Origin of the sequence: Caballeronia sp. M1242, assembly GCF_017220215.1 — a bacterium.
In the GTDB taxonomy this organism is placed as follows: Bacteria; Pseudomonadota; Gammaproteobacteria; order Burkholderiales; family Burkholderiaceae; genus Caballeronia.
Genome location: NZ_CP071130.1, coordinates 601,913 through 628,256 on the forward strand (window position 1 = coordinate 601,913; position 26,344 = coordinate 628,256).

Here is a 26,344-nt window from a genome sequence, read left to right on the forward strand (position 1 = left end):
GTACGCAAGGCCGTGCGAACGGAATAACCATGGCAACACTGCTGGATCAGGAGCAACGCCCGAGACTGTGCATCGAAGAGGTGCATATCGCAGGGCACGTCCAGCCAATCGTGCTGCGAAGCTATCGCCCGGCATCCGATGGCACTGTCTTGCCCATCGTGCTCTATTTTCATGGCGGTGGTTTTACACACGGCAATCTGGACGATGCCGACATCGCCGCTTCGACCATCGCAGGCGATACGCCGGCGTGGGTCGTCTCCGTCGGCTATTCGCTCGCGCCGGCCTATCCGTTTCCCGCCGCGCCGGAAGACGGCTATCGCGCGGCGCAATGGGCCTTCGCGCATGCACGCGGCCAGCGCGCGGACCCGCAGCGCATGGGCGTCGCGGGCCACGATGCAGGCGGCAACCTCGCGACGTGCGTAGCTGCCATCGCTCGCGATCGCGGCGACATTCGCGTGTCGGCGCAGGCGCTGCTCGCGCCGCTGCTCGATCCGAGCATGACGCGCGTGGCCGATGAGCGCAAGGTTCTGTGCCCCGATCTCGAACTCAGCGAGTGCGCGCGGTGCTATCGCGCGTACTTGCCGAACCCGTCGCAACGTTTGCATCCGTACGCGGCGCCGCTCGAATCGCGGCGTCTCGCTGGCTTGCCTCCTGCATTGATCGCGAGCGCGGAGCATGACCTGCTGCATATCGAAGCCGAGAAATACGCGGCCGAACTCATTGCGGCGGGCGTGCCGACCGAAGTCACGCGCCACTGCAAGGCATCGCACCAGGCGCTCGCGGCGCACGCGGCGGCATTGAAGGATGTCGTCGCCTTCTTCAGGAAACGGCTCGCGCGCACCACATAAGCGCAAAGCCACGCACCACAACAATACGAACTCAACGCAACCGGAGCTTTCCATCATGATGTTCACTCGCAAACGCATCTACGCCGCGCTAGGCGCGACGCTGATCATCGCAGGCGCGGGCGGCTATACCGTCTGGCGCGGCCAGGGCGACGCGGCCATCAATCAGGCGCACGCCGCGGCACAGGCACATAGTCCGACCGCCACCGAAGTGGACGTGGCGACCGTCGTGTCGAAGACCATCACGGATTGGCAAAGCTATTCCGGCAGGCTCGAAGCGGTGAATCACGTGGACATTCGTCCGCTCGTGCCCGGCACCATCGTCGCGGTTCATTTCAAGGACGGCGCGCTCGTGAAGAAGGGCGATCCGCTCTTCACCATCGATCCGCGTCCCTACGAAGCCGAAGTGGATCGCGCACAGGCGCAGCTCGCGGCGGCGCAGGCCCGTAACGGCTATACGTCGACGGACGCGGCGCGCGCCGAACGTCTGCTCGCCGACAACGCCATTGCCAAGCGCGACTACGACGAGAAGCAGAACGCCGCCCGCGAGGCCGTCGCGAATCTGAAGGCCGCGCAGGCCGCGCTCGAAGCCGCGAAGATCAACCTCGCGTACACGCATATCGTCGCGCCGGTGTCGGGCCGCGTCTCGCGCGCTGAACTGACGGTCGGGAACATCGTGTCGACGGGCGCGAACGCGCCGCTTCTGACGACGCTCGTCTCGGTTTCGCCGATCTACGCCTCGTTCGATGTGGACGAGCAGACGTACCTGCGTTATCTGGGCCGCGATGCGGGCAGCACCGTGCCGGTCTCGTTGGGCCTGGCGAACGAGGACGGCTATTCGCGCGAAGGCGTCGTCGATTCGGTCGATAACCGTCTCGATACGACCTCCGGCACCATCCGCGTGCGCGCGCGCTTCAACAACCCGGATGGATCGCTCGTGCCGGGGCTCTACGCGCGCATCAAGGTGGGCGGCGGCACGCCGCATCCGGCAGTGCTCGTCGACGACTCGGCCATCGGCACGGATCAGGACAAGAAGTACGTGATGGTCGTGGACAAGGACAACCGCGTGCAGTACCGCGAAGTCACGCTGGGCCAGACGCATGACGGCCTGCGCGTCATCGCGAAGGGACTTGCTCCGGGCGAACGCATCGTCGTGAACGGCTTGCAGCGCGTGCGTCCAAACGATGTCGTGAAGGTCAACGCCGTCGCCATGAACAACGCCGGCGAAGCGCCCGCGGTGAAGACGGCATCGGCACAGTGATGCGCGTCATTCGTAACGAACAGAACCCGTCATGAACATATCCAAATTCTTCATCGACCGCCCGATTTTTGCGGGCGTGTTATCGGTGGTCGTGCTGCTGGCCGGGATCATCGCGATGTTCCGGCTGCCGATCTCCGAGTATCCGGAAGTCGTGCCGCCTTCGGTGGTCGTGCATGCGCAGTATCCGGGCGCGAATCCGAAGGTGATCGCAGAGACCGTCGCTTCGCCGCTCGAAGAGCAGATTAACGGCGTAGAGGACATGCTCTACATGCAGTCGCAAGCCAACAGCGACGGCAACCTGACCACCACGGTCACGTTCAAGCTCGGCACCGATCCGGACAAGAACACGCAGCTCGTGCAGAACCGCGTGAATCAGGCGTTGCCGCGTCTGCCGCAAGACGTGCAGCGGCTCGGCGTGACGACCATCAAGTCGTCGCCCACGCTCACGATGGTGGTCCACCTGAACTCGCCCAACGGCCGTTACGACATGACGTATCTGCGCAATTACGCGCTGATCAACGTGAAGGACCGGCTCGAGCGCATCGCCGGTGTCGGCGAAGTGCAACTGTGGGGCTCGGGCGATTACTCGATGCGTGTATGGCTCGATCCGCAAAAGGTCGCGCAGCGCGGCCTGACGGCGACCGATGTCGTCAACGCCATTCGCGAGCAGAACGTGCAGGTCGCGGCCGGCGTGATCGGCGGTTCGCCCACGCTGCCGAACGTGCCGCTGCAACTCAACGTGAATGCGCGCGGCCGCTTGCAGAACGAGTCGGAGTTCCGCGATATCGTGCTGAAAACGTCGCCGGACGGCGCGGTCACGCATCTCGGCGACGTCGCGCGTGTCGAACTCGCGGCATCCGAATACGGCTTGCGCTCGCTTCTCGACAACAAGTCGGCCGTGGCCATCGCGATCAATCAGCAGCCTGGCGCTAACTCGCTGCAAATCTCCGACGAAGTGCGCAAGACGATGAAGGAACTGCAGGCGGACATGCCCGCGGGCCTCGAATACCAGATCGTCTATGACCCGACGCAGTTTGTGCGCTCCAGTATCGAAGCCGTGATTCATACGCTCGCCGAAGCCATTGCGCTCGTCGTGCTCGTGGTGATCGTATTCTTGCAGACGTGGCGTGCGTCGATCATTCCGCTTCTCGCGGTGCCGGTATCGATCGTGGGTACGTTCTCGCTGTTGCTCGCGTTTGGTTTCTCGATCAACGCGCTCTCGCTTTTCGGCATGGTGCTCGCCATCGGTATCGTCGTGGACGATGCGATCGTGGTGGTCGAGAACGTCGAGCGCAACATCGAAGCGGGCTTGTCCGCGCGAGAGGCGACGTATCAGGCCATGCGCGAAGTGAGCGGGCCGATCATCGCGATTGCGCTGACGCTGGTGGCCGTGTTCGTGCCGCTCGCGTTCATGTCCGGCTTGACCGGCCAGTTCTACAAGCAGTTCGCGATGACCATCGCCATCTCGACGGTCATCTCCGCGTTCAACTCGCTGACGCTGTCGCCCGCGCTGGCCGCGCTGCTGCTCAAGGGTCACGACGAGCCGAAGGACTGGCTCACGCGCGGCATGGATCGCGTGTTCGGTGGCTTCTTCCGGCGCTTCAACGCGGTGTTTCATCGTGGTTCCGAGTCGTACAGCAAGGGCGTGAAAGGCGTCATCAACCGCAAGGCGATCATGATGGTGCTCTATGCGGTGCTGCTCGGCGGCGCGGTATTGATGGGCAAGATCGTCCCCGGCGGCTTCGTGCCCGCGCAGGACAAGGAGTATCTGATCAGCTTCGCGCAGTTGCCGAACGGCGCATCGCTCGACCGTACAGAAGGCGTGATCCGCGAAATGAGCGCCATCGCTCTGAAGCAGCCGGGCGTGGAAAGCGCGGTGGAGTTTCCGGGCTTGTCAGTGAATGGCTTCACCAATTCGTCGAGCGCGGGCATCGTGTTCGTCACGCTCAAGCCCTTCAAGGACCGCGTGCATGACAAGGCGCTTTCCGCGAATGCCATCGCAGGCGCGCTGAATCAGAAGTACGCGGGCATCAAGGGATCGTTCATCGCCGTGTTCCCGCCGCCGCCGGTGCTCGGCCTGGGCACGCTCGGTGGCTTCAAGATGCAGCTCGAAGATCGCGGCGCGCTCGGCTATGCGGCGCTCGCCGATGCCACGCAGGCATTCATCAAGCGTGCATCGCAAACGCCGGAACTGGGGCCGACGTTCTCCAGCTATCAGATCAACGTGCCGCAGCTGAACGTCGATCTGGATCGCGTGAAGGCGAAGCAACTGGGCGTCTCCGTCACCGACGTGTTCGACACGATGCAGGTGTATCTCGGCTCGCTGTATGTGAACGACTTCAATCGCTTCGGCCGCGTGTATCAGGTGCGCGTGCAAGCGGATGCGCCGTTCCGCGCGAATCCGGAGGACATCGGCCTGCTGAAGACGCGCAACGCGAATGGCGACATGGTGCCTTTGTCGTCGCTCGTGAAAGTCTCGCCGACGTACGGCCCCGAAATGGTAGTGCGCTACAACGGCTATACCGCAGCGGACATCAACGGCGGTCCCGCGCCCGGCTATTCGTCGGGGCAGGCGCAGGCGGCGGCCGAACGCATCGCAGCGGAAGTGTTGCCGCGCGGGATCAAGTTCGAATGGACCGATCTCACGTATCAGCAGATCCTCGCGGGCAATGCGGCGCTGTGGGTCTTCCCGATCAGCGTGCTGCTCGTGTTCCTCGTGCTGGCCGCGCTGTATGAAAGCCTGACGCTGCCGCTCGCGGTCATCCTGATCGTGCCGATGAGTATCTTGTCCGCGCTGCTCGGCGTATGGCTCACCGACGGCGACAACAACATCTTCACGCAGATCGGCTTGATGGTCCTCGTGGGCTTGTCCGCGAAGAACGCGATTCTGATCGTCGAATTCGCACGCGAACTGGAAATGCAGGGGCGCTCCATCGTGCAGGCCGCGATCGAAGCCAGCCGTCTGCGTCTGCGTCCGATTCTGATGACGTCCATCGCGTTCATCATGGGCGTGGTGCCGCTCGTATTGTCGTCGGGCGCAGGCTCTGAGATGCGGCATGCAATGGGCGTCGCGGTGTTCTTCGGCATGTTGGGCGTGACGCTCTTCGGCCTGATGCTCACGCCGGTGTTCTACGTGATTCTGCGCAAGCTGAGCCGCACCGAACATGTGACGGACAAGCATGGCACGCATCCGCAGATGCGCGGTATCGGCGCTTCGTACGAGGCGCAATGAGGTCGATAATGAACAAGATGCCTATACAAAAATGGCTGGGTTTGCCCGCGCTGATGAGCGCGTTGCTGGTGGTCGCGGGATGTTCGCTCGCGCCCACGTATGAAAAGCCGGACGTGAACGCGCCGAGCGCCTATAAGGAAACGCCGACGCTCGCGCCTTCGGAAGCGGGCACCTGGAAGACCGCGCAGCCTTCGGAAGAGATGATGCGCGGCGAATGGTGGACGCTTTTCGACGATGCCACGCTCAACGATCTCGAACGTCAGGCGCAGGATGCGAATCAGAACCTGAAAGCCGCGGCGGCGCGCGTGAAGGAAGCGCGGGCGATCAATCAGACCGCGCGTGCTGGGCTCTTTCCGACGCTCGACGCAGGCTTCGGTCCGACGCGCGAGAAGTTCTCGCCCGCATCGCAGTTCCTGCCTCCGAACGCGAACGTTCCGGCGCAGACCTTGTGGCGCGCGCAGGCGAGCGTGTCGTACGAGGTGGATCTGTTCGGGCGCGTGTTCAATACCGTGCAGGCCGCCAACGCCGACACGCAGCAAAGCGAAGCGTTGTTCCGTTCCGTGCAACTCGCGTTGCAGGCGGATGTGGCGCAGAACTACTTCGAGCTGCGCGAGCGCGATGCCGAACTGGACGTGTACACGCGTACCGTGTCGCTGCGTGAAGAAGCGCTGAAGCTCGCGGAGCGACGGTTCGCCGAAGGCGATATCAGCGAGTTGGATGTGGCGCGCGCCAAGTCGGAACTCGCGACCGCGCGTTCGGATGCGATGACGGTGCAACGGCTGCGGGCGGCATCCGAGCATAGTCTCGCGGTATTGCTCGGCAAGACGCCCGCCGAGTTTTCGATGGCCGCTAATCCGCTCAAGCCTGTCACCGTGCACGTGCCGCCCGGCTTGCCGTCTTCCTTGCTCGAACGTCGCCCGGACATTGCGGCAGCGGAGCGGTCGATGGCGGCGGCCAACGCGCGCATCGGCGTGGCGAAGGCGGCGTTCTTTCCGTCGCTCACGCTGACAGGCTCGGGCGGCTTCGAGTCGGCTACGCTCGGCGATCTCTTCAACTGGTCGAGCCGCACGTTCTTGCTCGGACCGTTCGCGGGCACCATGCTGAACCTGCCGATCTTCGACGGCGGACGTCGCAAGGGCAATCTCGCCAATGCGCGCGCCATCTACGAAGAGGACGTGGCGAATTATCGCCAGCAAGTGCTCGTGGCGTTTCGTGAAGTCGAGGACAACCTGTCGGACTTGCGCATTCTGGAGACGCAGACGGCGACGCAAGCGGATGCGGTGAATGCGTCGGTACGCGCCGCGCAACTGTCGCGCAGGCAGTACACGGAAGGCGCGGTGAACTATCTCGACGTGATCGACGCGGACCGCACGGTGCTGCAATCGCAGCGCGCGGCGGTTCAGCTCGCGGGCGCGCAGGCGGTATCGACGGTCAATCTCGTTCGGGCTCTAGGCGGCGGCTGGGGCGATGCAATGCCCACGCCCGTGCCTGAACCGAGCCTCGCGCAGAAGTAATGCCAACGCACAAAGCCCCGCTCGGAGCGGGGCTTTTGTCATGAAGGCGATTGTTCGTCGCGAGGAACATATGTCTTCACCTGGCGCCCATTTATCCCGTGCGACGCGATCCCTAGAATCTCAATCATGGGAACGGGAGCGTGCAATGAGAGCTTTGATCGAAAGACAGCTATATCAACCGTCAGTGGTCCTGCCACTGCTTCTTCTAACGCGCCTGATGGTGTCGCTCGACTTCAATCTCGCGCAAGTCGCATTCGTGGTGCTGCTCAGAGGCTCGCAGCAGGTCTATCATTTCATGCATCAGGCGGCGCTGCGTCAGCGTGGCGGCGCGGCGGTGGAGCGCATCGCCTGCCGTCACTGCTGCTGAACTGACTCAATACACTTCGGGGACGTACATCGATTCCGGCACGGGCTGACGCAGATAATCGGGATTGAACACGCGCTCGGGCAGCGTGATCTGCGGGTGTTCGATCTCGTGATACGGCACCTGGCTCAACAGGTGATGAATGCAGTTGAGGCGCGCGCGCTTCTTGTCGACAGCCTGAACGACCCACCACGGCGCTTCGGGAATATGCGAGCGTTGCAGCATGACTTCCTTCGCGGCCGTGTACGCTTCCCAGCGACGGCGGCTCTCCAGATCCATCGGACTCAGCTTCCACTGCTTCAGCGGATCTTCGATTCGCGCCTGAAAGCGCACTTCCTGTTCGTCGTCGGTGATCGAGAACCAGTACTTGATGATCTGGATGCCGCTGCGCACGAGCATCTTCTCGAACTCCGGTACCGAGCGAAAGAATTCCTCATACTCTTCGTCGGTGCAGAAGTGCATCACGCGCTCGACGCCCGCGCGGTTGTACCAGCTACGGTCGAACAACACGATCTCGCCGCCCGCGGGCAAGTGCGAGACGTATCGCTGAAAGTACCATTGCGTGCGCTCGCGATTGTTCGGCGCGGGGAGAGCGGCGACGCGGCAGACACGCGGATTCAACCGCTGCGTGATGCGTTTTATCGCGCCGCCCTTGCCAGCGGCATCGCGCCCCTCGAAGATCACGACAAGCCGGTGGCCCGTATGAACCACCCAGTCCTGTAGCTTCACCAACTCGCCCTGTAGCCGGAACAACTCGCGGAAATAGGTCTTGCGAAGCTGCCGCTCTTCATCCGAGAACGCCGCTTCGCCATCGAGGAAGCGATCGTCGATTTCCATCTCGAACTCTTCGTCGTAGCTGTCGATCAGGTCGGCGTGAAAGCGGCGCTGCTTGTCCGTCGTGGTCATTGAATGCTCCATGTGCGTGCTATGGCGTGCTTCTTGTGTGCAGTGCGCGGGCGGCGCTGAACGCCCGATGGTGACGTTCCCGCATGGCAGTCGTGTGACACTGCCTTCCGCGTCATCTCGCGTCATTCATTGTATGAAGCCGCGCGCTTTATGACACGAGCCGCGCGGCCCTTAGAATGGTCGAGCGTTTGACGGCATCACGTTGGCACAACCATTCCAGAGGCGAACCGCACGATGATCGACACACCTGGCGCAATTCCCGTTTTCGACGCGGCGCAAACCGCGCGCCTTCTGCCTTACGACCGCTTGGCGGACACGCTCGCCGCGACGATGCTCGATTATGCAGCCGGCCGCATCGAGAGTCCTGAGCGAATGGTGGTCCCGCTTGCGCACGGCGGGGTCATGCTCTCGATGCCCGCGACGGCCGCCGACATTGCCATGCACAAGCTCGTGAACGTGTGCCCGGGCAATGGCGCGCGCGGCCTGGCGACGATTCACGGTCAGGTCACCGCTTTCGACGCCACCACGGGCGTGCCCCAGTTCATGCTCGACGGTCCCACGGTCACGGGTCGCCGCACGGCCGCGGTCTCCATGCTGGCGATACGCGCGCTGGCGGCCGACATTCCGCGCGAAGTGCTTGTGATCGGCACCGGAAAGCAGGCGGTGTCGCATGTGGAAGCGCTCGCAAGCCTGTATCCGGAAGCGCGCCTGTTCATTCTCGGGTCGCGTGCGGAGCGCGCGAGTGCTTTCTGCGCGGACCATGCCGCGCTTTCGCCGAACCTGATCCCGCTCGAAGGTCCGGCGATACCGGATTCCATCGACGTGGTGATTACTACGACCACCAGCAAGACGCCGGTGTACACGCTTGCGGCCAGCGCGGCGCGACTCGTGATAGGCGTAGGCGCATTCACCGCCGATGCCGCCGAAATCGCGGCCTCGACCATTCATGCCAGCGCCTTGTTCGTCGACGATCTCGCAGGCGCGCGCCACGAAGCGGGCGATTTCATCCTCGCTGGAATCGACTGGAACGTGGTGCGGCCACTCGCGACGGCGCTTGCATCGCATGAAAGACCCGACGTTCCGGTGGTTTTCAAGTCGGTCGGATGCGCGGCATGGGACCTCGCGGCCTGCCGCGTTGCGAGGGCAGTCTTGTCCGACCAGAGCCAAGCCGGGTGACAGGTGGAACAACCTTTGCTGTAAGTTTGCTCGATGACGATTGCGCAACGGCGCTCAAGCACTCCAGCGAATGAACAGATCAATGAACAGTCGAATCGACACCGACCGGGCGGCATGGCCGGCAGAATACCGAACCGCCCATAGCAACGACCTTGCGGTGGCGCGGGCGCCGGCGCCTTCTGTGCAAGGGCGCGCCGCGCCGCCCGCCGCTTATTTCATCTCCGTCCTCGAAATGGCGACCGGCGAGCAGCTCGGCAACGAGGAACGCGTGCGCGCGGTGGCCATGCTGGAGACGGAATTTGGCGCGGGACGGCCGCGTACGCTAAAAGAGGCGGTGCGCATTTGCGCCGCCGCCATCGATTTCTCTACCTTGCAGCGCATGGCGCGCGGAGCCAAGGCCTGATTCGAAGCGCCGAAAGCGGTCATGGCAGACGCTCTTTAAGCACATTCTTTCATCAACGTGTAAAAGAAACGTGCTACTTGACGGTCTGAATGACTTCGAAGCCTTCGAATTCAGGGTGCCCGAGATAGAGCTGGCGCGTCTCGCCGCCTGCGTTGCGATGCGCGGCGCGAAAGGCGTCGGACCGCGTCCAGTCTTCGAACGCCGCCCGATTCGCCCAGATCGTGTGGCTCGAATAGAGGACGTGATCGTCCTTGGCCGGGCCCTTCAGCAAATGAAATTCGACGAAGCCGGCGACGTCCTTGAGATGCGTGTCGCGGCTCGTCCATAGGCGCTCGAAGTCGGCTTCTGCGCCGGGCACGATCTTGAAGCGATTCATGGCGATATACATGTCGACGTTTCCCTTTGTGGTGATTGAACGAACGAAGGCTTAAGAGCGCGCCAGTTCGACTATCGTCGAAAAGCCGCCGAAGAACATGCGCTTCGCATCGAAAGGCGGCTCGCCGTGCTCCATCATCGCCTTCAGACGCGGGTCATTCATGACCTTTGCGTTGACTGCGTCGCGCTGCTCGCGCGATTCATAGAGTATCCACGAGAACGCAATCGTTTCACCTTCCTTCAATTGCACGCTCTGCGGGAATGAAGTGACTTTCCCGGGCTTCACGTCGTCGGCAATGCTCTCGACGAATTGCAGTGCGCCGTGTTCGAGCCATATCTTGCCCGCCTCTTCGGCCATGACGCGATACGCGTCGATCTTGCCGATGGGGACAGGTACGACGAATCCATCCACATAGTGCGCCATGTGAGCCTCCTTGAGCGGTATCGACAGCGTCATCCCGTCAATTGCATTGGAGCTTGAGCCGCGCGACGAAGTTCAGGCCACGGTCCAGACGCCGCGCTGTCTGTCATAGTCGAGCGTTATGGACGACAGGGGCGCGAAGTCCATCGCGAAGATAGATTCGAGCGGGTCGCCTCGCACATGCGCCAGTGCGGCTTTGACGACGATGGCATGCGTGACGATCAAATAACGTCCGGTGCGGGCATCGTCGTTCACAAGAGTTGCCAGCGCGTTCGCAATGCGTTCGGACAGCATCGCAATACTCTCGCCGCCGTGCGGCCGCGCGGCGACATTCGCGAGCCATGCGTTCATGCCTTCAGGGTCCTTCTCGGCGATGGCGCGTATCGAATGCCCGCGCCAGCGGCCGTAGTCGATATCGCTGAAGGCGTCGCACGTTTCGACGCTGCATGCTATCCATGCGGCCGTCGCGCGGGCAACGGGCGCGGGACTCGCGATCACGCGGCCGTCGAAGCGTGCGAAGCGCTGTGCAAGCGCCGCGCGGTCATCCCATGCAGGCGGCTCGTCGCCCGTCGGAAAGCGGGCGGTTTTCATCGCGTGCGTGGCGGCGTGGCAGAGAAGCGTGACGTTCAATGAAGGAGGCAATGGGCGCATCGTTGCTTTACTTTGCCCGCAATCGTCCTAGAATGGCAAGCTTGCAGTGCGAGGAAGCCGGTGCAAGCCCGGCACGGTCGCGCCACTGTAAGCGGCTTTCGTGAGAACGACGGTCCGCGAGTCAGACCCCGCTGCAAGCTCTTTCGTCTATTGGGACGCGCTTTTCCCTCGGAGAAAATCAATGAATGTCGCTCACGCGCCGGTTTATGCCGCCGCTTCTGCTTCGCCCGCCCTTGATGCGCCGGTGCCTATTCCGGTACGTGAAGTCGTGCCTTGGGCCGTGTTCATCGGCCTGATCCTTTTGATCGCTATCTATTTCGTCGGCGCGGAGCAGGGCGCGACGTCGATCTTCTCCGGCATGGTCGTTCACGAATTCGTGCATGACGGCCGGCACTTGCTCGGCTTTCCCTGCCACTAAGGGCGCGCCATGATTCGCAGCTTGTTGATACGCGGCATGATCGCGGGTTTCGTCGCGGGCCTGCTCGGCTTCGGTTTTGCGAAGATCGTCGGTGAGCCGTTCGTTGCGCAAGCCATCGCGTTCGAAGCAGAACATGCGCATGGACATAGCCATCAGGAGGCCACGGCTCATTCCCACGATCACGACGGCGACGAAGAGCTGGTGAGCCGGGACACGCAGGCGGGTCTCGGCCTCTTTACCGGCGTGGCAGTATTCAGCGCTGCGCTCGGCGGCATTTTCTCACTCGTCTTCGCGTTTGCTTATGGACGGCTCGGCGCATTGCATGCGCGCGGCACATCGGCGTTGCTCGCGCTATTCGGCTTCTTAAGCGTGGCGGTCGTGCCTTTCCTGAAGTATCCGCCGAACCCGCCTTCGGTCGGCAACGCGGCGACGATCGGTCCGCGCACCGCATTGTTCTTCGGCATGTTGGCCCTCTCCATCGCGGCAGCGGTGTTCGCCGTTGCGCTGCAAAGGCGGCTGCGCGTGCGGCGCGGCGAGTGGAACGCAACGATGATCGCAGCCGCTTTCTACATCGCGTCGATGCTGCTCGCGCAGTTCGCGCTGCCGCGTATCGAAGAAGTGCCGGCCGGCTTCTCCGCGTCGTTGCTCTGGGACTTTCGCGTCGCAGCCATCGGCATTCAGGTCATCATCTGGACAACGCTCGGGCTCGTGTTCGGCGCGCTCGCTGCCCGCGAACTCGAGCGGCCCGCATTGCGCAAAGTGGCGGCCGTCTAAGCGTTTTCTCGCGACAATGCCGCTTGCCTTGCGGGCAATTCATCCAATAGCGCGAGTTTCGCGGCATCGTCCATCGAACGGAACGACTTGATCTCTTCGCGGCTCCTGAAGCATCCCGCGCACAGACCGTGTGCGGGATCGATCTTGCATACGCCCGTGCAGGGCGAACCGACCGGCTCTTGCGACTTCGCGCGCGCAATGGTGAAGGCGAGGTCGATGATCGTCATAGCGATTCACCGCGAAAGAGCGCCGCGGCGACGGCCGGATTCGATGGCCAATACGCGTGCATATACGTGGCCGTGATCGGACCGTGGCGAAAGAGGGCTTCGCCTTCGGCGCCTGTCGTTGCATGCTTCGAAAACAGATGCGGCTGCATGGGTGTATCGAGCGTGGAGTAATGGAACGTGTGACCGGTAAGCGCGCCATGCGCGGTATCGAGCCTTTGCATTGCAAGACGCGCGAGACGGCGCTGCATGAAGGCGTTGCCGGGCAGAAGACCGAGCATTGCATGCTTCGTGCCTTCCACGTCCGTCAGCGTATCGAGCAGATACAGCATGCCGCCGCATTCAGCGACGACGGTTCTTTCACGCGCCACATGCGCTTGAATCGCTGTCCGCGTGCGATGGTTCGCGGCAAGCGTGGACGCATGCAGTTCCGGATAGCCGCCGGGAAGATAGAGGGCGTCGGCATCGGCGGGCACGGGTTCATCGGCGAGCGGGGAGAAGGTGCTCACGCGCGCGCCCATTGCGTGCAGCAAGTCGATATTGGCCGGATAGACGAATGAAAACGCGGCATCGCGCGCCACGGCGATATGCAAGCCTTCGAGCAAACGCGGCGGCGCTTCAGGCTTCGCGTCCTCGAAGCGCACAAGCGGCGGTAGATCGGCAAGCGTGGTAGCGGCAATGGCATCGGCGGCGCGATCGAGACGCGCATCCAGTCCCGCGACTTCTTGCGCCTGCGTCAAGCCCAGGTGACGCTCGGGCAGCGCGATGTCCTCTGCATTCGAAAGATGCCCGCAATAGCGCAGTCCATCGGGGATGGCTTCGGCCAACATCTGCGCATGCCGCGCCGATGCAACGCGATTGGCGAGCACGCCATGGAACGGCACGTCCGCGCGATAACGCGCCAGTCCGAACGCCACCGCGCCGAACGTCTGCGCCATGCCATGCGCGCCGATCACCGCAAGCACCGGCACGTTGAATGCGGCCGCGAGATCGGCGCTGCTCGGCGTGCCGTCGAAGAGACCCATGACGCCTTCGATCAAGATGAGATCGGCCTCGCGCGCGGCCTGTGCGAGCAACGCGCGGCATGCGTCGAGACCGACCATCGACAGATGCAGCGAATAGACGGGCGATCCGCATGCGCGTTCGAGAATCATCGGATCGAGAAAATCGGGACCGGTCTTGAATACGCGCACGCGCAGGCCACGCCGCGCATGATGCCGCGCAAGCGCGGCCGTCACCGTGGTCTTGCCTTGGTGCGACGCGCTCGCGCCGATGAAGAGTGCGGGGCAGGAGGGCATGAGGTCAGTACTCGACGCCACGTTGCGCCTTGACGCCCTGCTCGCGATACGGATGCTTCACGAGCCGCATTTCCGTGACGAGGTCCGCCAGTTCGACGAGCGCATCCGGCGCATGACGCCCCGTCACGACGACATGCAGCATCGCGGGGCGCGCCTTCAAAACATCGAGCACTTCGTCGAGCGGCAAGTACTCGTACTTGAGCACAGTGTTGAGCTCGTCGAGCACGACCATCTGATATTCGCCGCTCTCGATCATGCGCCGCGCTTCGTTCCAGCCTTTGCGCGCGGTCGCCATGTCGGCCTCGCGGTTTTGCGTGTTCCATGTATAGCCGTCGCCCATCGTCACGAAATCGCAATTGGCGACCGCGCTCAGAAAATCGCGCTCAGACGTATGCAGCGCGCCTTTGATGAACTGAACGACGCCGAGCTTCATGCCGTGCCCGAGCACGCGCACGGCCATGCCGAAAGCGGCCGTGGTCTTGCCCTTGCCATTGCCTGTGTTGACGATCAGGAGACCCTTCTCGTGATCGGCGGCGGCCTGCTTCTTTTCGTGGCCTTCCTTGCGACGCTGCGTCATGCGCAGATGCGATTCCGTATCGGTTTTCATGGGCTCTTTCAGGCTTTCTTCGTTGCTATGGCGACGGTCACGTGACCGTCGATCATCTTCGGCGCCACAAGCTCTCCGCCATCGCTTGCGAGCAGCGCGCTAGGCTCGCACACGCCCTCGGCGGGCATGAGCGCGAGCTCGTCCGCGCGATAAAGGCGCAATGGCAGGGCATGACGCTCGCAGAAGACACGCAAGCCGGCTTCGTCGTGTTTGATGTCGATGCTCGCGACCACCGCGATGTGCGCGAAGGTGAGTTCCGCTGCTTGAAGCGCACGAAGCACGGCCGCTTCAATCGCATCGGCGCTTACGCCGCGTTTGCAGCCGATGCCGACGGCGAGATGGCGCGGGCTCACGCAAGGAAGCATCATCGAACGAATGGACGGAATGCGTGCGCCGCGCATGCGTCCCTCGCGGATGGCGGCGTTCGGCGAAGGCATCACGATGGCGAGATGCGCTTCGTCCCCTGCGCTGGCCGGTATCCGGGCTTGCGGCCGTCATCGCGCAGCCTTCCCACCGTGAACGGGCAGTGGCCGTGTGCGCCATGCGCGATATCGTGCAAGCCGATACCGCCGGTCGCGTACCGTTGCGGGGACAGCACAGGTTGGCGAGCGCTTGCATGATCGTGAAGACGCCGCTTCCTGTTTCCCGTTTAACTGCGCGTTTCGTGTGAACGCGCGAGCACCAGTCGCGCGCCAACGATACCACATGCCCCCGCTTTTCGGCGGCGCTTTCCTTGACGCTCCTTCGTGAGGAGCCTAGACTTCACGCAGTTCTGGTGCCCGCGTGCGAGCTTCTTTCGCGCGCAGTTAAACGGGAAGCAGGAAGCGCATCGCTCCATCATGCGATCGGACGCGCGCCAACCTGCGCTGCCCCCGCAACGGTAAGCGACCGGCGGTATCGGCGAGTACGATATCGCGCGTTGCGCACGAAGCCACTGTCGGTACACGGCAGGAAGGCTGCGCAACGAGGTCCCAAGCCCGGATACCGGCCAGACTTTCGCAGGGCCCACGCCGCGGGGATGCGGCATGTCCCATGATCCATCAGTCGTGCGCTTTTTCCCGCAGATCTCGCCGGCGATACCTTCCTCGCGCGACGCACGCACGACGCACGCATACACGAGCCACGGAGCGACGATGCAAACCCGCAAGATACCCGTCACGGTCGTGACCGGCTTTCTCGGCAGCGGCAAGACCACCTTGATGCGCCACATCATGTCGAATGCGCAGGGCTTGCGCCTCGCTGTCATCGTGAACGAATTCGGCGAGCTCGGCATAGACGGGGAAATCCTGAAGGGTTGCGGCATCGGTTGCGACGACGAAGCCGGGTCCTCGGAGCGCAATCTCTATGAACTCGCTAACGGGTGCCTGTGTTGCACGGTGCAGGAAGAGTTTTATCCGGTGATGGAGCAGTTGCTGGAACGCCGCGAGCGCATCGATCATGTGTTGATCGAGACGTCGGGCCTCGCGTTGCCGAAGCCGCTCGTGCAGGCATTCAACTGGCCGTCCATCAAAAATGCGTTCACGGTCGATGCCGTCATCACGGTGGTCGATGGTCCTGCCGCCGCAAGCGGACAGTTCGCCGTGAACCCCGCAGCGGTCGATGCGCAACGCAAGGCCGACCCGAACCTCGATCACGAATCGCCGCTGCACGAGCTATTCGAAGATCAACTGTCCTCGGCTGATCTCGTGATCGTCAACAAGACCGACCTCATGGACGCCGACGCACTGCGCCGCGTGGAAGCGCTCGTGCGGCCCGAGATTCCGCCGCAAGTGAAGGTCGTGCCCGCGCAAATGGGCAAGCTCGATCTGCATGCGCTGCTCGGTCTGCAATCGGCGTCCGAGGACAGCATTCATCTTCGCCACGATCATCACGGTTCTGCCGACGACGAAGGCCACGTGGACCATCACCATGACGAATTCGATTCGGTCGTCGTCGAAGGACAAGTGGAATCGCGCGAACAGGCCATTGCGGCGTTGCAGGCGCTCGTGGAGAGTCACACGATCTATCGCGTGAAAGGGTTCGCCGCGCTGCCGGGCGCGGGCATGCGTCTCGTGGTGCAAGGCGTGGGCCGGCGCTTCGACAGCTATTTCGACCGGCGCTGGAACGAAGGCGAAGCCGCGAGCCGCTTCGTGCTGATCGGAGAAGACCTCGATCGTCAAACGCTGCAAATAGCGTTGAACGCGGCGCTGGCGAACGCGCTCGCGCAGGCCTGACGCGATGCATCTGTTACGCACGACGCCCGGAGGTTTTGTCGATGACGCGGCAGGCGTCATGCGTATCGAGCAGACGCGCGCACCGATCGTCGTGCTGAGTTCGGCGGATACCACGCTCGCGCTACTTGCAAGCGTGTTTCCGCGTCTGGAGCCGGGCTTTCCCGAAGTGCGGCTCGCGAATCAATCGTTTCTGCGCCAGCCCGCATCGGTCGACTTCTATATCGACGATGTATTGCGTCATGCGCGCGTCGTCATCGTCGATCATCTCGGCGGTGAATCATACTGGCCTTATGGCATCGAGCGAATCGTGGCGCTCGCCGAGCGCGAGAAGCAGATGCTCGCCATGTTCTCGGGCGATCTCACCGAAGACCCGAACCTGATCAGCAAGAGCACCGCGGAGGCCGCGTTCTGCCGCGAGTTGTCGCGCTATCTGCGCGAAGGCGGCGCGGGCAATGCCGAGGAATTTTTGCGCGCGATCGGTCATCGCGCGTTCGGCTTCGGTCGCGCGCCGCAAGCGCCGCGTCCGCTGCCTGTCGTGGCCATCTATCATCCCGAGCGCGACATCGCCGCAATCGACGACTGGCGCGCGCGATGGACCGAAGGCGCGCCCGTCGTCGCGATCCTGTTTTATCGCGCGCATCTGCAAGCGGGCAACACCGCTGTATTCGATGCGCTCATCGAAGCGCTCGAAAAGGAAGGGCTGAATCCGCTGCCGATTGCGATCGCTTCCCTCAAGGAAAGCGTGAGCCGCGAAGTGATCGCGCGCTTGTGCATGGAGCATCGCGCATCGCTCGTATTGAACACGACTGCGTTTGCAGCAAGCGTGATCGGCGAAAGCGAAGACTTCGACATCGCGGGCGATGCGCCCGTCCTGCAAGTGATATTGAGCGGCGGCAATCGCGAAGACTGGGAAAAGGACAACCACGGCCTCAATTCGCGCGATGTAGCGATGCATGTCGCGCTGCCCGAGGTCGATGGCCGCATCATCACGCGCGCGGTCAGCTTCAAGGGACTCGCGTATCACTGTGCGCAGACGCAAGTGGACGTGGTCCGTTATCAGGCCGATGCCGAACGCGTGCGCTTCGTCGCCGAGTTGAGTCGCCGCTGGTGCAAGCTGCGGCATACGCCCAACCACGAGAAACGCATCGCGCTCGTGCTCGCCAACTATCCGGCGAGCGAAGGACGCATCGGAAACGGCGTGGGACTCGATACGCCGGCATCCGCGATCGGCATCCTGTCGATGCTCGCCCGCGAAGGCTATCGCGTGGGCGAATTGCCGGAGAGCGGCGACGCGCTCATCGCTGCGTTGACGCGAGGCGTGACGAACGATCCCGTGGTTCGCGATATGCGGCCGGCGTTGCAAAGCCTCTCGCTCGACGACTATCTCGACGCTTATCGCGCGTTGCCCGCCGATGCGCGCGCCGCGCTCGAAAAGACGTGGGGCGCGCCGCAAGACGATCCGACATTGAGGCGCGGCCGCTTCATGATCGCGGGCTATCGCTGCGGCGACGTGTTCGTCGGCATTCAGCCGTCGCGGTCGCGCGAGCGTAACGACTACGCGAGCTATCACGATGCCGAACTCGTTCCGCCGCACTCCTATCTCGCGTTCTATTTCTGGCTGCGCATGCGCTTCAACGCGGACGCGCTGGTGCATGTCGGCAAACACGGCAATCTGGAATGGCTGCCGGGCAAGAGCGTCGCGCTGTCGGCATCGTGCTGGCCTGATCTGATTCTCGGCCCGATGCCGCATCTTTATCCGTTCATCGTCAATGACCCGGGCGAGGGCAGTCAGGCCAAGCGGCGGGCACAAGCGGTCATCATCGATCATCTGATGCCGCCGCTTACGCGCGCCGAGAACTATGGTCCGCTGCAAGACCTCGAACGGCAAGTCGATGAGTACTACGAAGCATTGATGGTCGACGTTCGACGCGCGAAGCTGTTGCGCAAGTCCATACTGGCGAGCATCGTCGAGAACAAGCTGCACGAAGAACTCGGCCTCGATGCCCCGCGCGATACATCGGGAGAAGACGCGTTGCTCACGCGCGCCGATGCTTACCTGTGCGAGCTGAAAGAAGCGCAGATTCGCGATGGGCTCCATGTTTTCGGCGTGTCTCCGGAAGGTGTGCACCGACGCGATACGCTGCTTGCGCTCGGGCGTTTTCCGATCGGCGACGGTCAGGGCGCGAATGCAAGTCTGATCACTGCGCTCGCACGCGACCTGCAATTAGGCGACGACTTCGATCCGCTCGACGCCGACTGGGCCGCGCCGTGGCAGGGACCGCGTCCGCAGGCATTGCAGTCGATGAGTGATGCTCCCTGGCGTCATCACGGCGACACGCGCGAGCGGCTGGAATGCCTCGCCATGCAACTTCTTGAAGGCGAAGCAACTGCGCCCGGTCCGCATACGCAACGCGTGCTGGAACGCTTGCATGGCGATCTGCTCGCGCGGCTGGATGCATGCGGACCGCAAGAGTCGCTGCAACTGAAACGCGGCCTCGAAGGCCGCTTCGTTCCGCCGGGGCCGAGCGGTTCGCCATCGCGCGGCAGACCCGACGTGCTGCCGACAGGGCGTAACTTCTATTCGGTCGATACGCGAGCATTGCCGACGCAAGCGGCCTGGTCGCTCGGGCTCAAGTCGGCAAACATGCTCGTCGAGCGGCACGTGCAGGACCACGGCGATTATCCGCGTGCCATCGGTCTGTCGGTGTGGGGCACCGCCACCATGCGCACCGGCGGCGACGACATCGCGCAGGCGTTCGCGCTCATCGGCGTGCGGCCGAAATGGGCGGCGGGCAGCCATCGCGTCACCGACTTCGAGATTTTGCCGATCTCCATTTTCAACCGGCCGCGCATCGACGTGACGCTGCGTGTATCTGGCTTTTTCCGCGATGCATTCGCGAATCTCATGCATCTGTTCGATGCAGCCGTGCAGGCCATCGCGGAACTCGAAGACGAGCCGGAAGACGTCAATCCGATTCGCGCGCGTATTCTGCGTGAGCGCGATGAGTTGATCGGACGCGGCATCGATGCCAAGGAAGCCCGGCTGCGTGCCGGCTGGCGCGTGTTCAGCACGAAGCCGGGCGCGTACGGCGCGGGCTTGCAAGAACTCATCGACATGAAGCAATGGGAAACCGATGCCGACCTGTCCGCCGCTTATCAAAGCACGGGCGGCTATGCTTATTCGCAGGCCGGCGATGGCGTCGAAGCGCGTTCGACCTTCGGCGCGCGGCTCTCGACACTCGATGTGGTGCTTCAGAATCAGGATAACCGCGAGCACGACTTGCTCGATTCGAACGACTATCACCAGTTTCAGGGCGGAATGATCGCGGCGGTGCGTTACTTGGCGGGCGTGCAGCCGCAGGCGTACAACGCGGATCACAGCAACCCCGCCGCGCCGCGCATGCGCACGCTGAACGAAGAGATCGCGCGTGTCGTGCGCTCGCGCGTGGTCAATCCCAAGTGGATCGACGGCGTGAAGCGGCATGGCTACAAAGGCGCGTCGGAACTCGCCGCGACGGTCGACTATCTCTTCGGTTACGATGCCACCGCGCGCGTCGTCTCCGATCATCAATATGCGCTGGTCACGGATGCCTACGTGAACGATGCCGGTACGCGCGAATTCATCGCGCGGCACAACCCGCACGCGCTCCAGTCGATCTGCGAGCGTCTGCTCGAAGCGATGCAGCGCGGGCTGTGGCAGGAACCCGGCGACTATCGGCAGTCCGTGACGCAACATCTGCTCGATGTCGAGCAGCAACTCGAAGGCCGACAGACTTGAACGAAACCTCATTTTTTCCCGCGTTTCCTTTCACCGCGCTCGTCGGGCAAGCGCCATTGCAGCAGGCGTTGCTGCTCGCGGCTGTCGATCCGTCATTGGGCGGCGTGCTCGTGAGCGGGCCGCGCGGCACGGCGAAATCCACGGCGGCGCGCGCGCTCGCTGAACTCTTGCCGGAAGGGAAACTTGTCACCTTGCCGCTCGGCGCGAGCGAAGAGCAACTCATCGGCACGCTCGATATTCAAAGCGCGTTGCGCGATGGCGGCGTGAAGTTTTCGCCGGGCTTGCTCGCAAAAGCGCATCGCGGTGTCCTGTATGTCGACGAAGTGAACCTGCTGCCGAATCCTCTCGTCGATCAACTGCTCGACGTGGCGGCGAGCGGCGTGAATATCATCGAGCGCGACGGCATATCGCATCGGCATGACGCGCAGTTCGTGCTGATCGGCACCATGAATCCGGAAGAGGGAGAACTGCGCCCGCAATTGCTGGATCGCTTCGGGCTTGCCGTCGAACTTGCGAACTGCTTCGACGCCGACGTGCGCCAGCGGATCGTCAAGGCGAGACTCGCATTCGATTCGGACGCCGAAGCATTCCGCGTGCAGCACGCGGATAATCAGGCGGCGCTTGCCGAACGTATTGAAGCGGCGCGCGCGGCGCTCGACCAGTTCGATTTCGATGACGTCGTGCATGCGCATGTGAGCGAGCTGTGCATTGCGGCCAATGTCGACGGCCTACGAGCCGATCTCGTGATGCTGCGCGCGGCGCGTGCGCTCGCGGCGCTGGAAGGCGCGGAATACGTCGAAACGAAGCATGTCGATTGCGTGTCCGATGCGGTATTGCGGCATCGCCGGCGCGAGCCTGACGTGTCCTCTCGTGAATCACAGCGCCCGGAAGGCAGCGCGAATACCGCGCAAGGCGGCGACTGGGGTTACATGCCGCCGGAGCCCGTCGGCATCGCGAAGGTCAAGCAGGTCAGGCCGCTCGCCGCAAAAAAAGCCTGAGCCATCGAAGGCCCGACGCCGATGCGAACGCGCATCGTCTTCGATGGCAGGAGGCGCGTTCGCGTGGGCGAGAACATGGGCGTGAAGGGCTCGCTACTGCATCGGTCGACTGGATGGCGACGCTGCGCGCCAAGCGCAACGCACGCTTCGATGCCGGTCACTTGCGCTATCGACGCGGCCACGGCGAAGCATCCGCGCTGCATTGTTTCGTGCTCGATTGCTCCGGCTCGATGCTCGGCGGCGAACGCCTCGCGCGCGCGAAGGGCTTGCTGATCGCGCTGTTCGACCGTGCGTATCGCGAACGTGCGGAGGTCGCGCTGGTGTGCTTCGGCGGGGGACGCGCGGAAGTGCGTCGTCAGCCGGGCACGGCGCATTGGTTCAATGACCGCTGGATCGCGCCGATTGGTGGCGGAGGCGGCACGCCGCTCACGCTCGGGTTAGCGACGGCATCGACGGTACTTGCGCGGGCCGCGCGTCGCAAGCGGTCGCAACGCCGCTGGCTGTGGCTGTTGAGCGATGGACGCACCAACGAACGGCCCGCGGCGCCCGCGCTGGCGGACCGTATCGTCGTGGTGGATTTCGAGGAAGGACGCGTGCGGGTCGACGGGGCGCACGCGCTGGCGCTCGACTGGCGCGCGCAGCATATACCCGCCCAATCGCTTCAATACGAGCGAGGCGTATAGACCCATTCGCCGTTGCCGATCACGCGCGTCTTCGACGATCCGACGATCACCATCGTTCGCATATCGACGAGACCGCCGTGCAATTCGCCGAGCGTCACGACGCGCACCGTTTCCGCTGGACGTCCCACATCGCGGCCAAGCACGACGGGTGTAGCAGCGTCGCGATACTTCCGCACGATGTCGATTGCGCGATCGAACTGCCAGGGTCGCGCCTTCGATAGCGGGTTATAGAACGCCATCGCGAGATCCGCTTCGCTTGCATGCCGGATGCGATACTCGATCACGTCCCAGGGCTTGAGGTTGTCCGATAGCGACAGCACGCAGAAGTCATGGCCGAGCGGCGCGCCCGCGCGCGCGGCCGTTGCGAGCGACGCGGACACGCCCGGCACGATAGCGAGTTTCACGGCGGCCCATTCGGCATGCGTCGCGCGCCCCTCGTCGAGCGCTTCGAGCACGGCGGCAGCCATCGCGAAGACGCCGGGATCGCCCGACGATACGACCACGACCTTGCGCCCTTCGCTCGCGAGTTCGAACGCATGGCGTGCGCGCTGCAACTCCTCGCGGTTATCCGTCATGTGGATGCGCTGGTCTGCGCGAAACGGGCCGGCCATGCGTACGTACGTTTCATAGCCGAGAACGTCCTGCGCCGAAGCGAGCGCGGCTTGTGCGGCCGGCGTCATCAAGTCTGCGCTGCCGGGGCCGAGCCCGATGACCGTCAACGTGCCACGCGCGCGACCGATGGACTCCACGTCGAGAGGCGTGTGAGCCACGCTCAACGCGATTCCGTGGGCGCGAAGCGCGTCATTAGGCGGCTGTTCGCTGCTGAAGCGAAGGGGCACGTCGAGCGCGTTGGCGGCATCGCTGAGCGCATCGAACGTCATGCTTTCTGTCGGTGCGACCAGCGCGGCCAGCGCAAGCGGCGAGAGTCCGTGGTCGCGCAATGCATGATGAACGCGTTCAGCAATCGCATCATCCGGCGCTTCGATCCATGCGGCCACGCAACGCGGATGAATCATGAGACTGCTCTCGTCGTTCATCACATGCGGCGTGACGCGCACTGCAAGGCGCGCGTCCGCTGCGCGGGGCAAGTCGGCCTCATCGAGCCACGGTGCATGGCCTTCGATGCGCGTCGTTTCGCCCGCGAGCAGGTCGGACACGAAACGCTTGCCGCGCTCCATATCCGCCAGCGCGTAGCCATCGGGCGGCGCGAGCAGGCACATGCCGAAGCGCAGTTCGCCGCTCGTCGTGATCGCGGGCATGACATCGAGCGCCGCGCCGATCTCGCGCGCGAGCACATTCACGCCGCTCGTGCCACCGAGCAGCGGCACGACGGCGCTGCCATCCTGCGCGACCGCGAGCACCGGCGGCTCCGCGCATTTGTTCGTGAGACAAGGCGCCAGCGAGCGAATGACGATGCCCGCCGCGCACAGCGCGACGATAGGCGTGGCTGCCAGATAGAGCGCTCGCACGTGCGCGCCGAAATCGTCGAAGGCGATATCGGCATCAACCCGATTGGCGAGACCATGCACGAGCGACCCGGGATAACGCGCCTGAATGCGGCGCGCGACAGGAAGCGCGCTCTCGCCGAGCACGACGATCGCAATCGATGACGCCGCGTTCATGCCTGCCATTTCTTTCCCGGTAGGACGAGCAGCGAGAAATAGGGCGACGCCATCGGATCCACTTCATCGAGCGGCACGATCCGTTGATTGGCCATCGTCGCGCGCTCGACATAAAGCGCGCGCTTGTCCAACCCGAGATCGGTGAGCACGCGCCGCACTTTATCGAAGTTGCGGCCGAGCTTCATCACGACGGCAGCATCGGATGCTTCGAGCTTGCACTTCAACTCGTCTTCCGGCAGCACGCCGGACAGCACGCAGAGACTCTGATTGCGATAAACGAGCGGCACGCCGAGCACGGACACGCCGCCCAGCATCGAACATACGCCGGGCACGACATGCGCATCGAAACGTCCGGCGAGACGGTCGTGCAGATACATGTACGAGCCGTAGAAGAAGGGATCGCCTTCGCAAATCACGGCGACATCGCGGCCCGTTTCGAGATGATCCGCAATGGCGAGCGCGGCTTCATCGTAGAACGCGCTGATGATCGTCTCGTAGCACAGCGGCGGTTCGAGCGCTTCAGTCGTTACCGGATACACGAGCGGCAGGCGCGTCTGCGCGTCGTCCAGATGCCCCTCTATGATGCCGAACGCGTTGCCCTTCTTGCCCTTCGCGACGAAATACGCGACCACCGGCGCGGACTTCAGAAGCCGCAGCGCTTTCACGGTGATGAGTTCGGGGTCGCCCGGACCGACGCCGAGACCATACAGGCGTCCGCTCATCATTCGTTCTCCGAAGCAAGTGCGTTGACTGCTGCGGCGGCCATCGCGCTGCCGCCGCGTCGTCCTTGTAATGCGACGAAGGGCACGCCGCGGCTGTCGGCTACGAGCATCGCTTTCGATTCCGCCGCGCCGATAAAGCCGACCGGGAAGCCGAGAATGAGCGCGGGCTTCGGCGCGCCGGCATCGAGCATGTCGAGCAGATGAAAGAGCGCGGTGGGCGCGTTGCCTATGGCGACAACCGCGCCTTGCAGATGCGGCCGCCAAAGTTCGAGCGCAGCAGCAGAACGCGTGTTGCGCATGGCGCGGGCGCGCTCGGGCACGGACGGATCGCCGAGCGTGCAGATAATGCGGTTATCGGCCGGAAGACGCGCCTCGGTGATGCCGTGCGCGACCATGCGGGCATCGCAGAGTATCGGCGCGCCGGCTGCGAGGGCCGTGCGGCCCGCGTCGCCCGCGCCGGGAGAGAAGCGCAGATCGTCGACGATATCGACCATGCCGCACGCGTGAATCAGCCGCACGGCGAGCTTTTCGAGGTCGCGCGGAATGGCGCTCAAGTTTGCTTCGGCGCGGATCGTCGCGAAAGACTGGCGATAAATCTCGGCGCCGTCGCGGATATAGTCAAGCATCGGCATGGCTCCGGGCGAGCCACGCGGCCGCCTCTTCGATAGATACGTTCGGTGCGACGAGGCGCGCGTCGACACGCAAGTCATAGCGTCCAGGCGACACCGCAATCAATGTGTTCGCGACGGGATGCGCGGCGGCGCACGAGCGTTCGCAGCCGCTTAGATGCACATCGTCGTGCACAGGCAGCAGGGCGGCGAGGCGGTGCGCATCGGCTTTTGTATCAGCGCGACTCTTCGCGCAACCCGACGAACCGGCGCACGCGATGAGACGCGCGAGCGGATGATCCGCGCGCGTGACGAGGCCGAGCGCGTTCATGCGGTGGAGCACGTGTTCAGCATGTCGCGGCATGACGCCGGGTACGAGCACGCCTTGCCAGGGCGTCATCAAGAGCCGGCCTTGTGCGTGCGTCGAAGCAAGATCGGCGAGCGCGTCGAGCGTGGCGGCGTCGAGCCGTCCGAGTTGCGTCTGCGCGGCGACATACCCGTGCCCGCCGTCCGGCATCGGATGCGCGCCGAAGCGCAGCGCGTCTTTGACAGGCGCGCGACGCCAGGTAGTGTCGATAGGATCGAACGAAAGCATCGCGAGAAAACGCGTCACGCCGATTCGCGCCAGCAAGTCACGCATGCGGTGTTCGTCCTTCAAAGCGAGCGCGACGAACGCGCGCAGCGCCGCGAGCACGAAGTCCACGACATGCTCGCGCGCGATGCTGCCGAGCGCGGGCAGGTCGCTTATACGATGCGGCATCGAGCCCGCGAAACCGAACGCGTAACGCGCGCCGTCGTCGAGCGCGGAAAGCCACAGATCGTGCGGATGATCCAGCATCGCCAGCCGTTCGCCGCCGTCGACTTGCAGCGCGAACTTCGGCGACAACGCGTGCAGCGCGGCATCGGATTGCATCGCGGTGACGATGGCGGCGGCGAGGCCGCGCGTGGCGTCGCTCGCGAGCGGACTCAGCATCACGTTGCGCACGTCGTCGCCGCCTTCCGCTTGCGGACCGAGGCCCGCGTTCAGCGCGATATCGACGAGTTCCGCGTGGGCATCGGCGCGAATGCCGCGCAGTTGCAGATTCGCGCGATTGGTCAGCTCGATGACGCCCGAGCCGCACCGTACGGCCGCGTGCGCGACGGCATGCGCCGCGTGCGTATGGAGCTCGCCGCCGGCAAGACGCAGGCGCGCGAGCCCGCCGTCGCGCGCCTGCACGATGCGCATGAGGCCGGGGCAGGCCGAGGGCCGCG

At 63.8% G+C, this 26,344-nt stretch carries 25 protein-coding genes and 3 riboswitches; of the genes, 13 read left to right on the forward strand and 12 right to left on the reverse strand.

Going from position 1 to position 26,344, the window contains the following annotated elements; all coding sequences use genetic code 11:
* Positions 1–29: 29 nt before the first annotated feature.
* The 5 genes from JYK05_RS16230 (at position 30) to JYK05_RS16250 (ending at position 7,219) form a co-directional block, all read left to right on the forward strand.
* A complete protein-coding gene (locus tag JYK05_RS16230; protein WP_206469473.1) occupies positions 30–848 on the forward strand; it encodes an alpha/beta hydrolase in 819 nt (272 codons plus the stop codon).
* A gap of 55 nt (positions 849–903) precedes the next feature.
* On the forward strand, positions 904–2,106 hold the full coding sequence (locus tag JYK05_RS16235) for an efflux RND transporter periplasmic adaptor subunit (protein ID WP_206469475.1): 1,203 nt from the start codon (positions 904–906) through the stop codon (positions 2,104–2,106).
* 31 nt (positions 2,107–2,137) lie between these two features.
* The gene (locus JYK05_RS16240; protein WP_175941435.1) at positions 2,138–5,338 is read left to right on the forward strand and encodes an efflux RND transporter permease subunit; all 3,201 of its coding nucleotides are present in this window, start codon (positions 2,138–2,140) and stop codon (positions 5,336–5,338) included.
* A gap of 8 nt (positions 5,339–5,346) precedes the next feature.
* Entirely contained in the window at positions 5,347–6,852 is a 1,506-nt protein-coding gene (locus tag JYK05_RS16245) for an efflux transporter outer membrane subunit (protein ID WP_305870207.1), read from the forward strand.
* A gap of 145 nt (positions 6,853–6,997) precedes the next feature.
* Complete coding sequence (locus JYK05_RS16250) at positions 6,998–7,219, forward strand: hypothetical protein (RefSeq protein ID WP_206469477.1); 222 nt, start codon at positions 6,998–7,000, stop codon at positions 7,217–7,219.
* A gap of 6 nt (positions 7,220–7,225) precedes the next feature.
* Here the strand turns inward: JYK05_RS16250 and ppk2 are convergent, their stop codons facing one another.
* The gene (ppk2, locus tag JYK05_RS16255) at positions 7,226–8,122 is read right to left on the reverse strand and encodes a polyphosphate kinase 2 (protein WP_175941441.1); all 897 of its coding nucleotides are present in this window, start codon (positions 8,120–8,122) and stop codon (positions 7,226–7,228) included.
* 234 nt (positions 8,123–8,356) lie between these two features.
* On the opposite strand from ppk2, the gene lhpI reads away from it, so the two are divergent.
* Both lhpI and JYK05_RS16265 read left to right on the forward strand, forming a co-directional pair.
* Complete coding sequence (gene lhpI, locus JYK05_RS16260; RefSeq protein WP_206469478.1) at positions 8,357–9,298, forward strand: bifunctional Delta(1)-pyrroline-2-carboxylate/Delta(1)-piperideine-2-carboxylate reductase; 942 nt, start codon at positions 8,357–8,359, stop codon at positions 9,296–9,298.
* 82 nt (positions 9,299–9,380) lie between these two features.
* A complete protein-coding gene (locus tag JYK05_RS16265) occupies positions 9,381–9,701 on the forward strand; it encodes a hypothetical protein (protein ID WP_241269988.1) in 321 nt (106 codons plus the stop codon).
* Positions 9,702–9,774: 73 nt separating this feature from the next.
* Here JYK05_RS16265 and JYK05_RS16270 read toward each other — a convergent pair whose 3' ends face one another.
* The 3 genes from JYK05_RS16270 to JYK05_RS16280 all read right to left on the reverse strand — a co-directional run bounded on the left by JYK05_RS16270 (position 9,775) and on the right by JYK05_RS16280 (position 11,148).
* Entirely contained in the window at positions 9,775–10,089 is a 315-nt protein-coding gene (locus tag JYK05_RS16270) for an antibiotic biosynthesis monooxygenase (protein ID WP_175941445.1), read from the reverse strand.
* A gap of 39 nt (positions 10,090–10,128) precedes the next feature.
* Positions 10,129–10,500: a DUF1428 domain-containing protein gene (locus tag JYK05_RS16275; protein ID WP_206469479.1), complete on the reverse strand. Its 372-nt coding sequence runs from the start codon at positions 10,498–10,500 to the stop codon at positions 10,129–10,131.
* 72 nt (positions 10,501–10,572) lie between these two features.
* Entirely contained in the window at positions 10,573–11,148 is a 576-nt protein-coding gene (locus JYK05_RS16280; RefSeq protein WP_371826451.1) for a histidine phosphatase family protein, read from the reverse strand.
* A gap of 27 nt (positions 11,149–11,175) precedes the next feature.
* Positions 11,176–11,299: riboswitch (cobalamin riboswitch) on the forward strand.
* A gap of 30 nt (positions 11,300–11,329) precedes the next feature.
* Here JYK05_RS16280 and JYK05_RS16285 point away from each other — a divergent pair.
* Together JYK05_RS16285 and JYK05_RS16290 are read left to right on the forward strand one after the other, a co-directional pair.
* Positions 11,330–11,566, forward strand: a complete 237-nt coding sequence (locus JYK05_RS16285; protein WP_206469480.1) for a CbtB-domain containing protein — start codon at positions 11,330–11,332, stop codon at positions 11,564–11,566.
* A gap of 9 nt (positions 11,567–11,575) precedes the next feature.
* Positions 11,576–12,340: a CbtA family protein gene (locus tag JYK05_RS16290; RefSeq protein WP_206469481.1), complete on the forward strand. Its 765-nt coding sequence runs from the start codon at positions 11,576–11,578 to the stop codon at positions 12,338–12,340.
* Here JYK05_RS16290 and JYK05_RS16295 read toward each other — a convergent pair.
* From JYK05_RS16295 to JYK05_RS16310, 4 genes are read right to left on the reverse strand one after another with little or no spacing between them, the layout of a single operon-like run.
* The gene (locus JYK05_RS16295; RefSeq protein WP_206469483.1) at positions 12,337–12,567 is read right to left on the reverse strand and encodes a DUF1289 domain-containing protein; all 231 of its coding nucleotides are present in this window, start codon (positions 12,565–12,567) and stop codon (positions 12,337–12,339) included. The two genes, JYK05_RS16290 and JYK05_RS16295, sit on opposite strands and share 4 nt — an antisense overlap.
* The gene (locus tag JYK05_RS16300; RefSeq protein WP_206469485.1) at positions 12,564–13,862 is read right to left on the reverse strand and encodes a cobyrinate a,c-diamide synthase; all 1,299 of its coding nucleotides are present in this window, start codon (positions 13,860–13,862) and stop codon (positions 12,564–12,566) included. The genes JYK05_RS16295 and JYK05_RS16300 overlap by 4 nt, the downstream gene beginning before the upstream one ends.
* Positions 13,863–13,866: 4 nt before the next feature.
* Positions 13,867–14,469: a cob(I)yrinic acid a,c-diamide adenosyltransferase gene (gene cobO / locus JYK05_RS16305; RefSeq protein WP_206469486.1), complete on the reverse strand. Its 603-nt coding sequence runs from the start codon at positions 14,467–14,469 to the stop codon at positions 13,867–13,869.
* An 8-nt stretch (positions 14,470–14,477) separates the two neighbouring features.
* Positions 14,478–14,906: a cobalamin biosynthesis protein gene (locus tag JYK05_RS16310; protein ID WP_241269990.1), complete on the reverse strand. Its 429-nt coding sequence runs from the start codon at positions 14,904–14,906 to the stop codon at positions 14,478–14,480.
* Between the two features lie 15 nt (positions 14,907–14,921).
* Positions 14,922–15,170, reverse strand: a riboswitch (cobalamin riboswitch).
* A gap of 55 nt (positions 15,171–15,225) precedes the next feature.
* Positions 15,226–15,477: riboswitch (cobalamin riboswitch) on the forward strand.
* Positions 15,478–15,602: 125 nt separating this feature from the next.
* On the opposite strand from JYK05_RS16310, the gene cobW reads away from it, so the two are divergent.
* The 4 genes from cobW (at position 15,603) to JYK05_RS16330 (ending at position 22,141) form a co-directional block, all read left to right on the forward strand.
* On the forward strand, positions 15,603–16,682 hold the full coding sequence (gene cobW, locus JYK05_RS16315) for a cobalamin biosynthesis protein CobW (RefSeq protein WP_206469487.1): 1,080 nt from the start codon (positions 15,603–15,605) through the stop codon (positions 16,680–16,682).
* Between the two features lie 4 nt (positions 16,683–16,686).
* Positions 16,687–20,460, forward strand: coding sequence for a cobaltochelatase subunit CobN (gene cobN, locus JYK05_RS16320; protein WP_206469488.1), 3,774 nt, complete (start codon positions 16,687–16,689; stop codon positions 20,458–20,460).
* The gene (locus JYK05_RS16325; RefSeq protein WP_175941463.1) at positions 20,457–21,458 is read left to right on the forward strand and encodes an ATP-binding protein; all 1,002 of its coding nucleotides are present in this window, start codon (positions 20,457–20,459) and stop codon (positions 21,456–21,458) included. The genes cobN and JYK05_RS16325 overlap by 4 nt, the downstream gene beginning before the upstream one ends.
* Before the next feature lie 113 nt (positions 21,459–21,571).
* Entirely contained in the window at positions 21,572–22,141 is a 570-nt protein-coding gene (locus JYK05_RS16330) for a VWA domain-containing protein (protein ID WP_175941465.1), read from the forward strand.
* On the opposite strand, the gene cobJ is transcribed toward JYK05_RS16330, so the two are convergent.
* The 4 genes from cobJ to cobG are packed head-to-tail and all read right to left on the reverse strand — an operon-like array spanning position 22,120 to position 26,318.
* Positions 22,120–23,763 (reverse strand): precorrin-3B C(17)-methyltransferase, encoded by a 1,644-nt coding sequence (cobJ, locus tag JYK05_RS16335; protein WP_206469489.1) that lies wholly within the window; start codon positions 23,761–23,763, stop codon positions 22,120–22,122. The genes JYK05_RS16330 and cobJ overlap by 22 nt on opposite strands.
* Positions 23,760–24,488 (reverse strand): precorrin-2 C(20)-methyltransferase, encoded by a 729-nt coding sequence (locus tag JYK05_RS16340; RefSeq protein ID WP_206469490.1) that lies wholly within the window; start codon positions 24,486–24,488, stop codon positions 23,760–23,762. Before JYK05_RS16340 ends, cobJ begins: the two co-directional genes overlap by 4 nt.
* On the reverse strand, positions 24,485–25,111 hold the full coding sequence (locus JYK05_RS16345; RefSeq protein WP_206469491.1) for a precorrin-8X methylmutase: 627 nt from the start codon (positions 25,109–25,111) through the stop codon (positions 24,485–24,487). Before JYK05_RS16345 ends, JYK05_RS16340 begins: the two co-directional genes overlap by 4 nt.
* Positions 25,104–26,318 (reverse strand): precorrin-3B synthase, encoded by a 1,215-nt coding sequence (gene cobG, locus JYK05_RS16350; RefSeq protein WP_206469492.1) that lies wholly within the window; start codon positions 26,316–26,318, stop codon positions 25,104–25,106. The genes JYK05_RS16345 and cobG overlap by 8 nt, the downstream gene beginning before the upstream one ends.
* Positions 26,319–26,344: the final 26 nt, after the last annotated feature.

Bases quoted from the DNA above. Each gene is read 5' to 3' on its own strand.
- JYK05_RS16230 (WP_206469473.1), top strand. From the start codon at position 30: ATGGCAACACTGCTGGATCAGGAGCAACGCCCGAGACTGTGCATCGAA.
- JYK05_RS16235 (WP_206469475.1), top strand. From the start codon at position 904: ATGATGTTCACTCGCAAACGCATCTACGCCGCGCTAGGCGCGACGCTG.
- JYK05_RS16240 (WP_175941435.1), top strand. From the start codon at position 2,138: ATGAACATATCCAAATTCTTCATCGACCGCCCGATTTTTGCGGGCGTG.
- JYK05_RS16245 (WP_305870207.1), top strand. From the start codon at position 5,347: ATGAACAAGATGCCTATACAAAAATGGCTGGGTTTGCCCGCGCTGATG.
- JYK05_RS16250 (WP_206469477.1), top strand. From the start codon at position 6,998: ATGAGAGCTTTGATCGAAAGACAGCTATATCAACCGTCAGTGGTCCTG.
- ppk2 (WP_175941441.1), bottom strand. From the start codon at position 8,122: ATGACCACGACGGACAAGCAGCGCCGCTTTCACGCCGACCTGATCGAC.
- lhpI (WP_206469478.1), top strand. From the start codon at position 8,357: ATGATCGACACACCTGGCGCAATTCCCGTTTTCGACGCGGCGCAAACC.
- JYK05_RS16265 (WP_241269988.1), top strand. From the start codon at position 9,381: ATGAACAGTCGAATCGACACCGACCGGGCGGCATGGCCGGCAGAATAC.
- JYK05_RS16270 (WP_175941445.1), bottom strand. From the start codon at position 10,089: ATGTATATCGCCATGAATCGCTTCAAGATCGTGCCCGGCGCAGAAGCC.
- JYK05_RS16275 (WP_206469479.1), bottom strand. From the start codon at position 10,500: ATGGCGCACTATGTGGATGGATTCGTCGTACCTGTCCCCATCGGCAAG.
- JYK05_RS16280 (WP_371826451.1), bottom strand. From the start codon at position 11,148: ATGCGCCCATTGCCTCCTTCATTGAACGTCACGCTTCTCTGCCACGCC.
- JYK05_RS16285 (WP_206469480.1), top strand. From the start codon at position 11,330: ATGAATGTCGCTCACGCGCCGGTTTATGCCGCCGCTTCTGCTTCGCCC.
- JYK05_RS16290 (WP_206469481.1), top strand. From the start codon at position 11,576: ATGATTCGCAGCTTGTTGATACGCGGCATGATCGCGGGTTTCGTCGCG.
- JYK05_RS16295 (WP_206469483.1), bottom strand. From the start codon at position 12,567: ATGACGATCATCGACCTCGCCTTCACCATTGCGCGCGCGAAGTCGCAA.
- JYK05_RS16300 (WP_206469485.1), bottom strand. From the start codon at position 13,862: ATGCCCTCCTGCCCCGCACTCTTCATCGGCGCGAGCGCGTCGCACCAA.
- cobO (WP_206469486.1), bottom strand. From the start codon at position 14,469: ATGAAAACCGATACGGAATCGCATCTGCGCATGACGCAGCGTCGCAAG.
- JYK05_RS16310 (WP_241269990.1), bottom strand. From the start codon at position 14,906: ATGCCTTCGCCGAACGCCGCCATCCGCGAGGGACGCATGCGCGGCGCA.
- cobW (WP_206469487.1), top strand. From the start codon at position 15,603: ATGCAAACCCGCAAGATACCCGTCACGGTCGTGACCGGCTTTCTCGGC.
- cobN (WP_206469488.1), top strand. From the start codon at position 16,687: ATGCATCTGTTACGCACGACGCCCGGAGGTTTTGTCGATGACGCGGCA.
- JYK05_RS16330 (WP_175941465.1), top strand. From the start codon at position 21,572: ATGGCGACGCTGCGCGCCAAGCGCAACGCACGCTTCGATGCCGGTCAC.
- cobJ (WP_206469489.1), bottom strand. From the start codon at position 23,763: ATGAACGCGGCGTCATCGATTGCGATCGTCGTGCTCGGCGAGAGCGCG.
- JYK05_RS16340 (WP_206469490.1), bottom strand. From the start codon at position 24,488: ATGATGAGCGGACGCCTGTATGGTCTCGGCGTCGGTCCGGGCGACCCC.
- JYK05_RS16345 (WP_206469491.1), bottom strand. From the start codon at position 25,111: ATGCTTGACTATATCCGCGACGGCGCCGAGATTTATCGCCAGTCTTTC.
- cobG (WP_206469492.1), bottom strand. From the start codon at position 26,318: ATGCGCATCGTGCAGGCGCGCGACGGCGGGCTCGCGCGCCTGCGTCTT.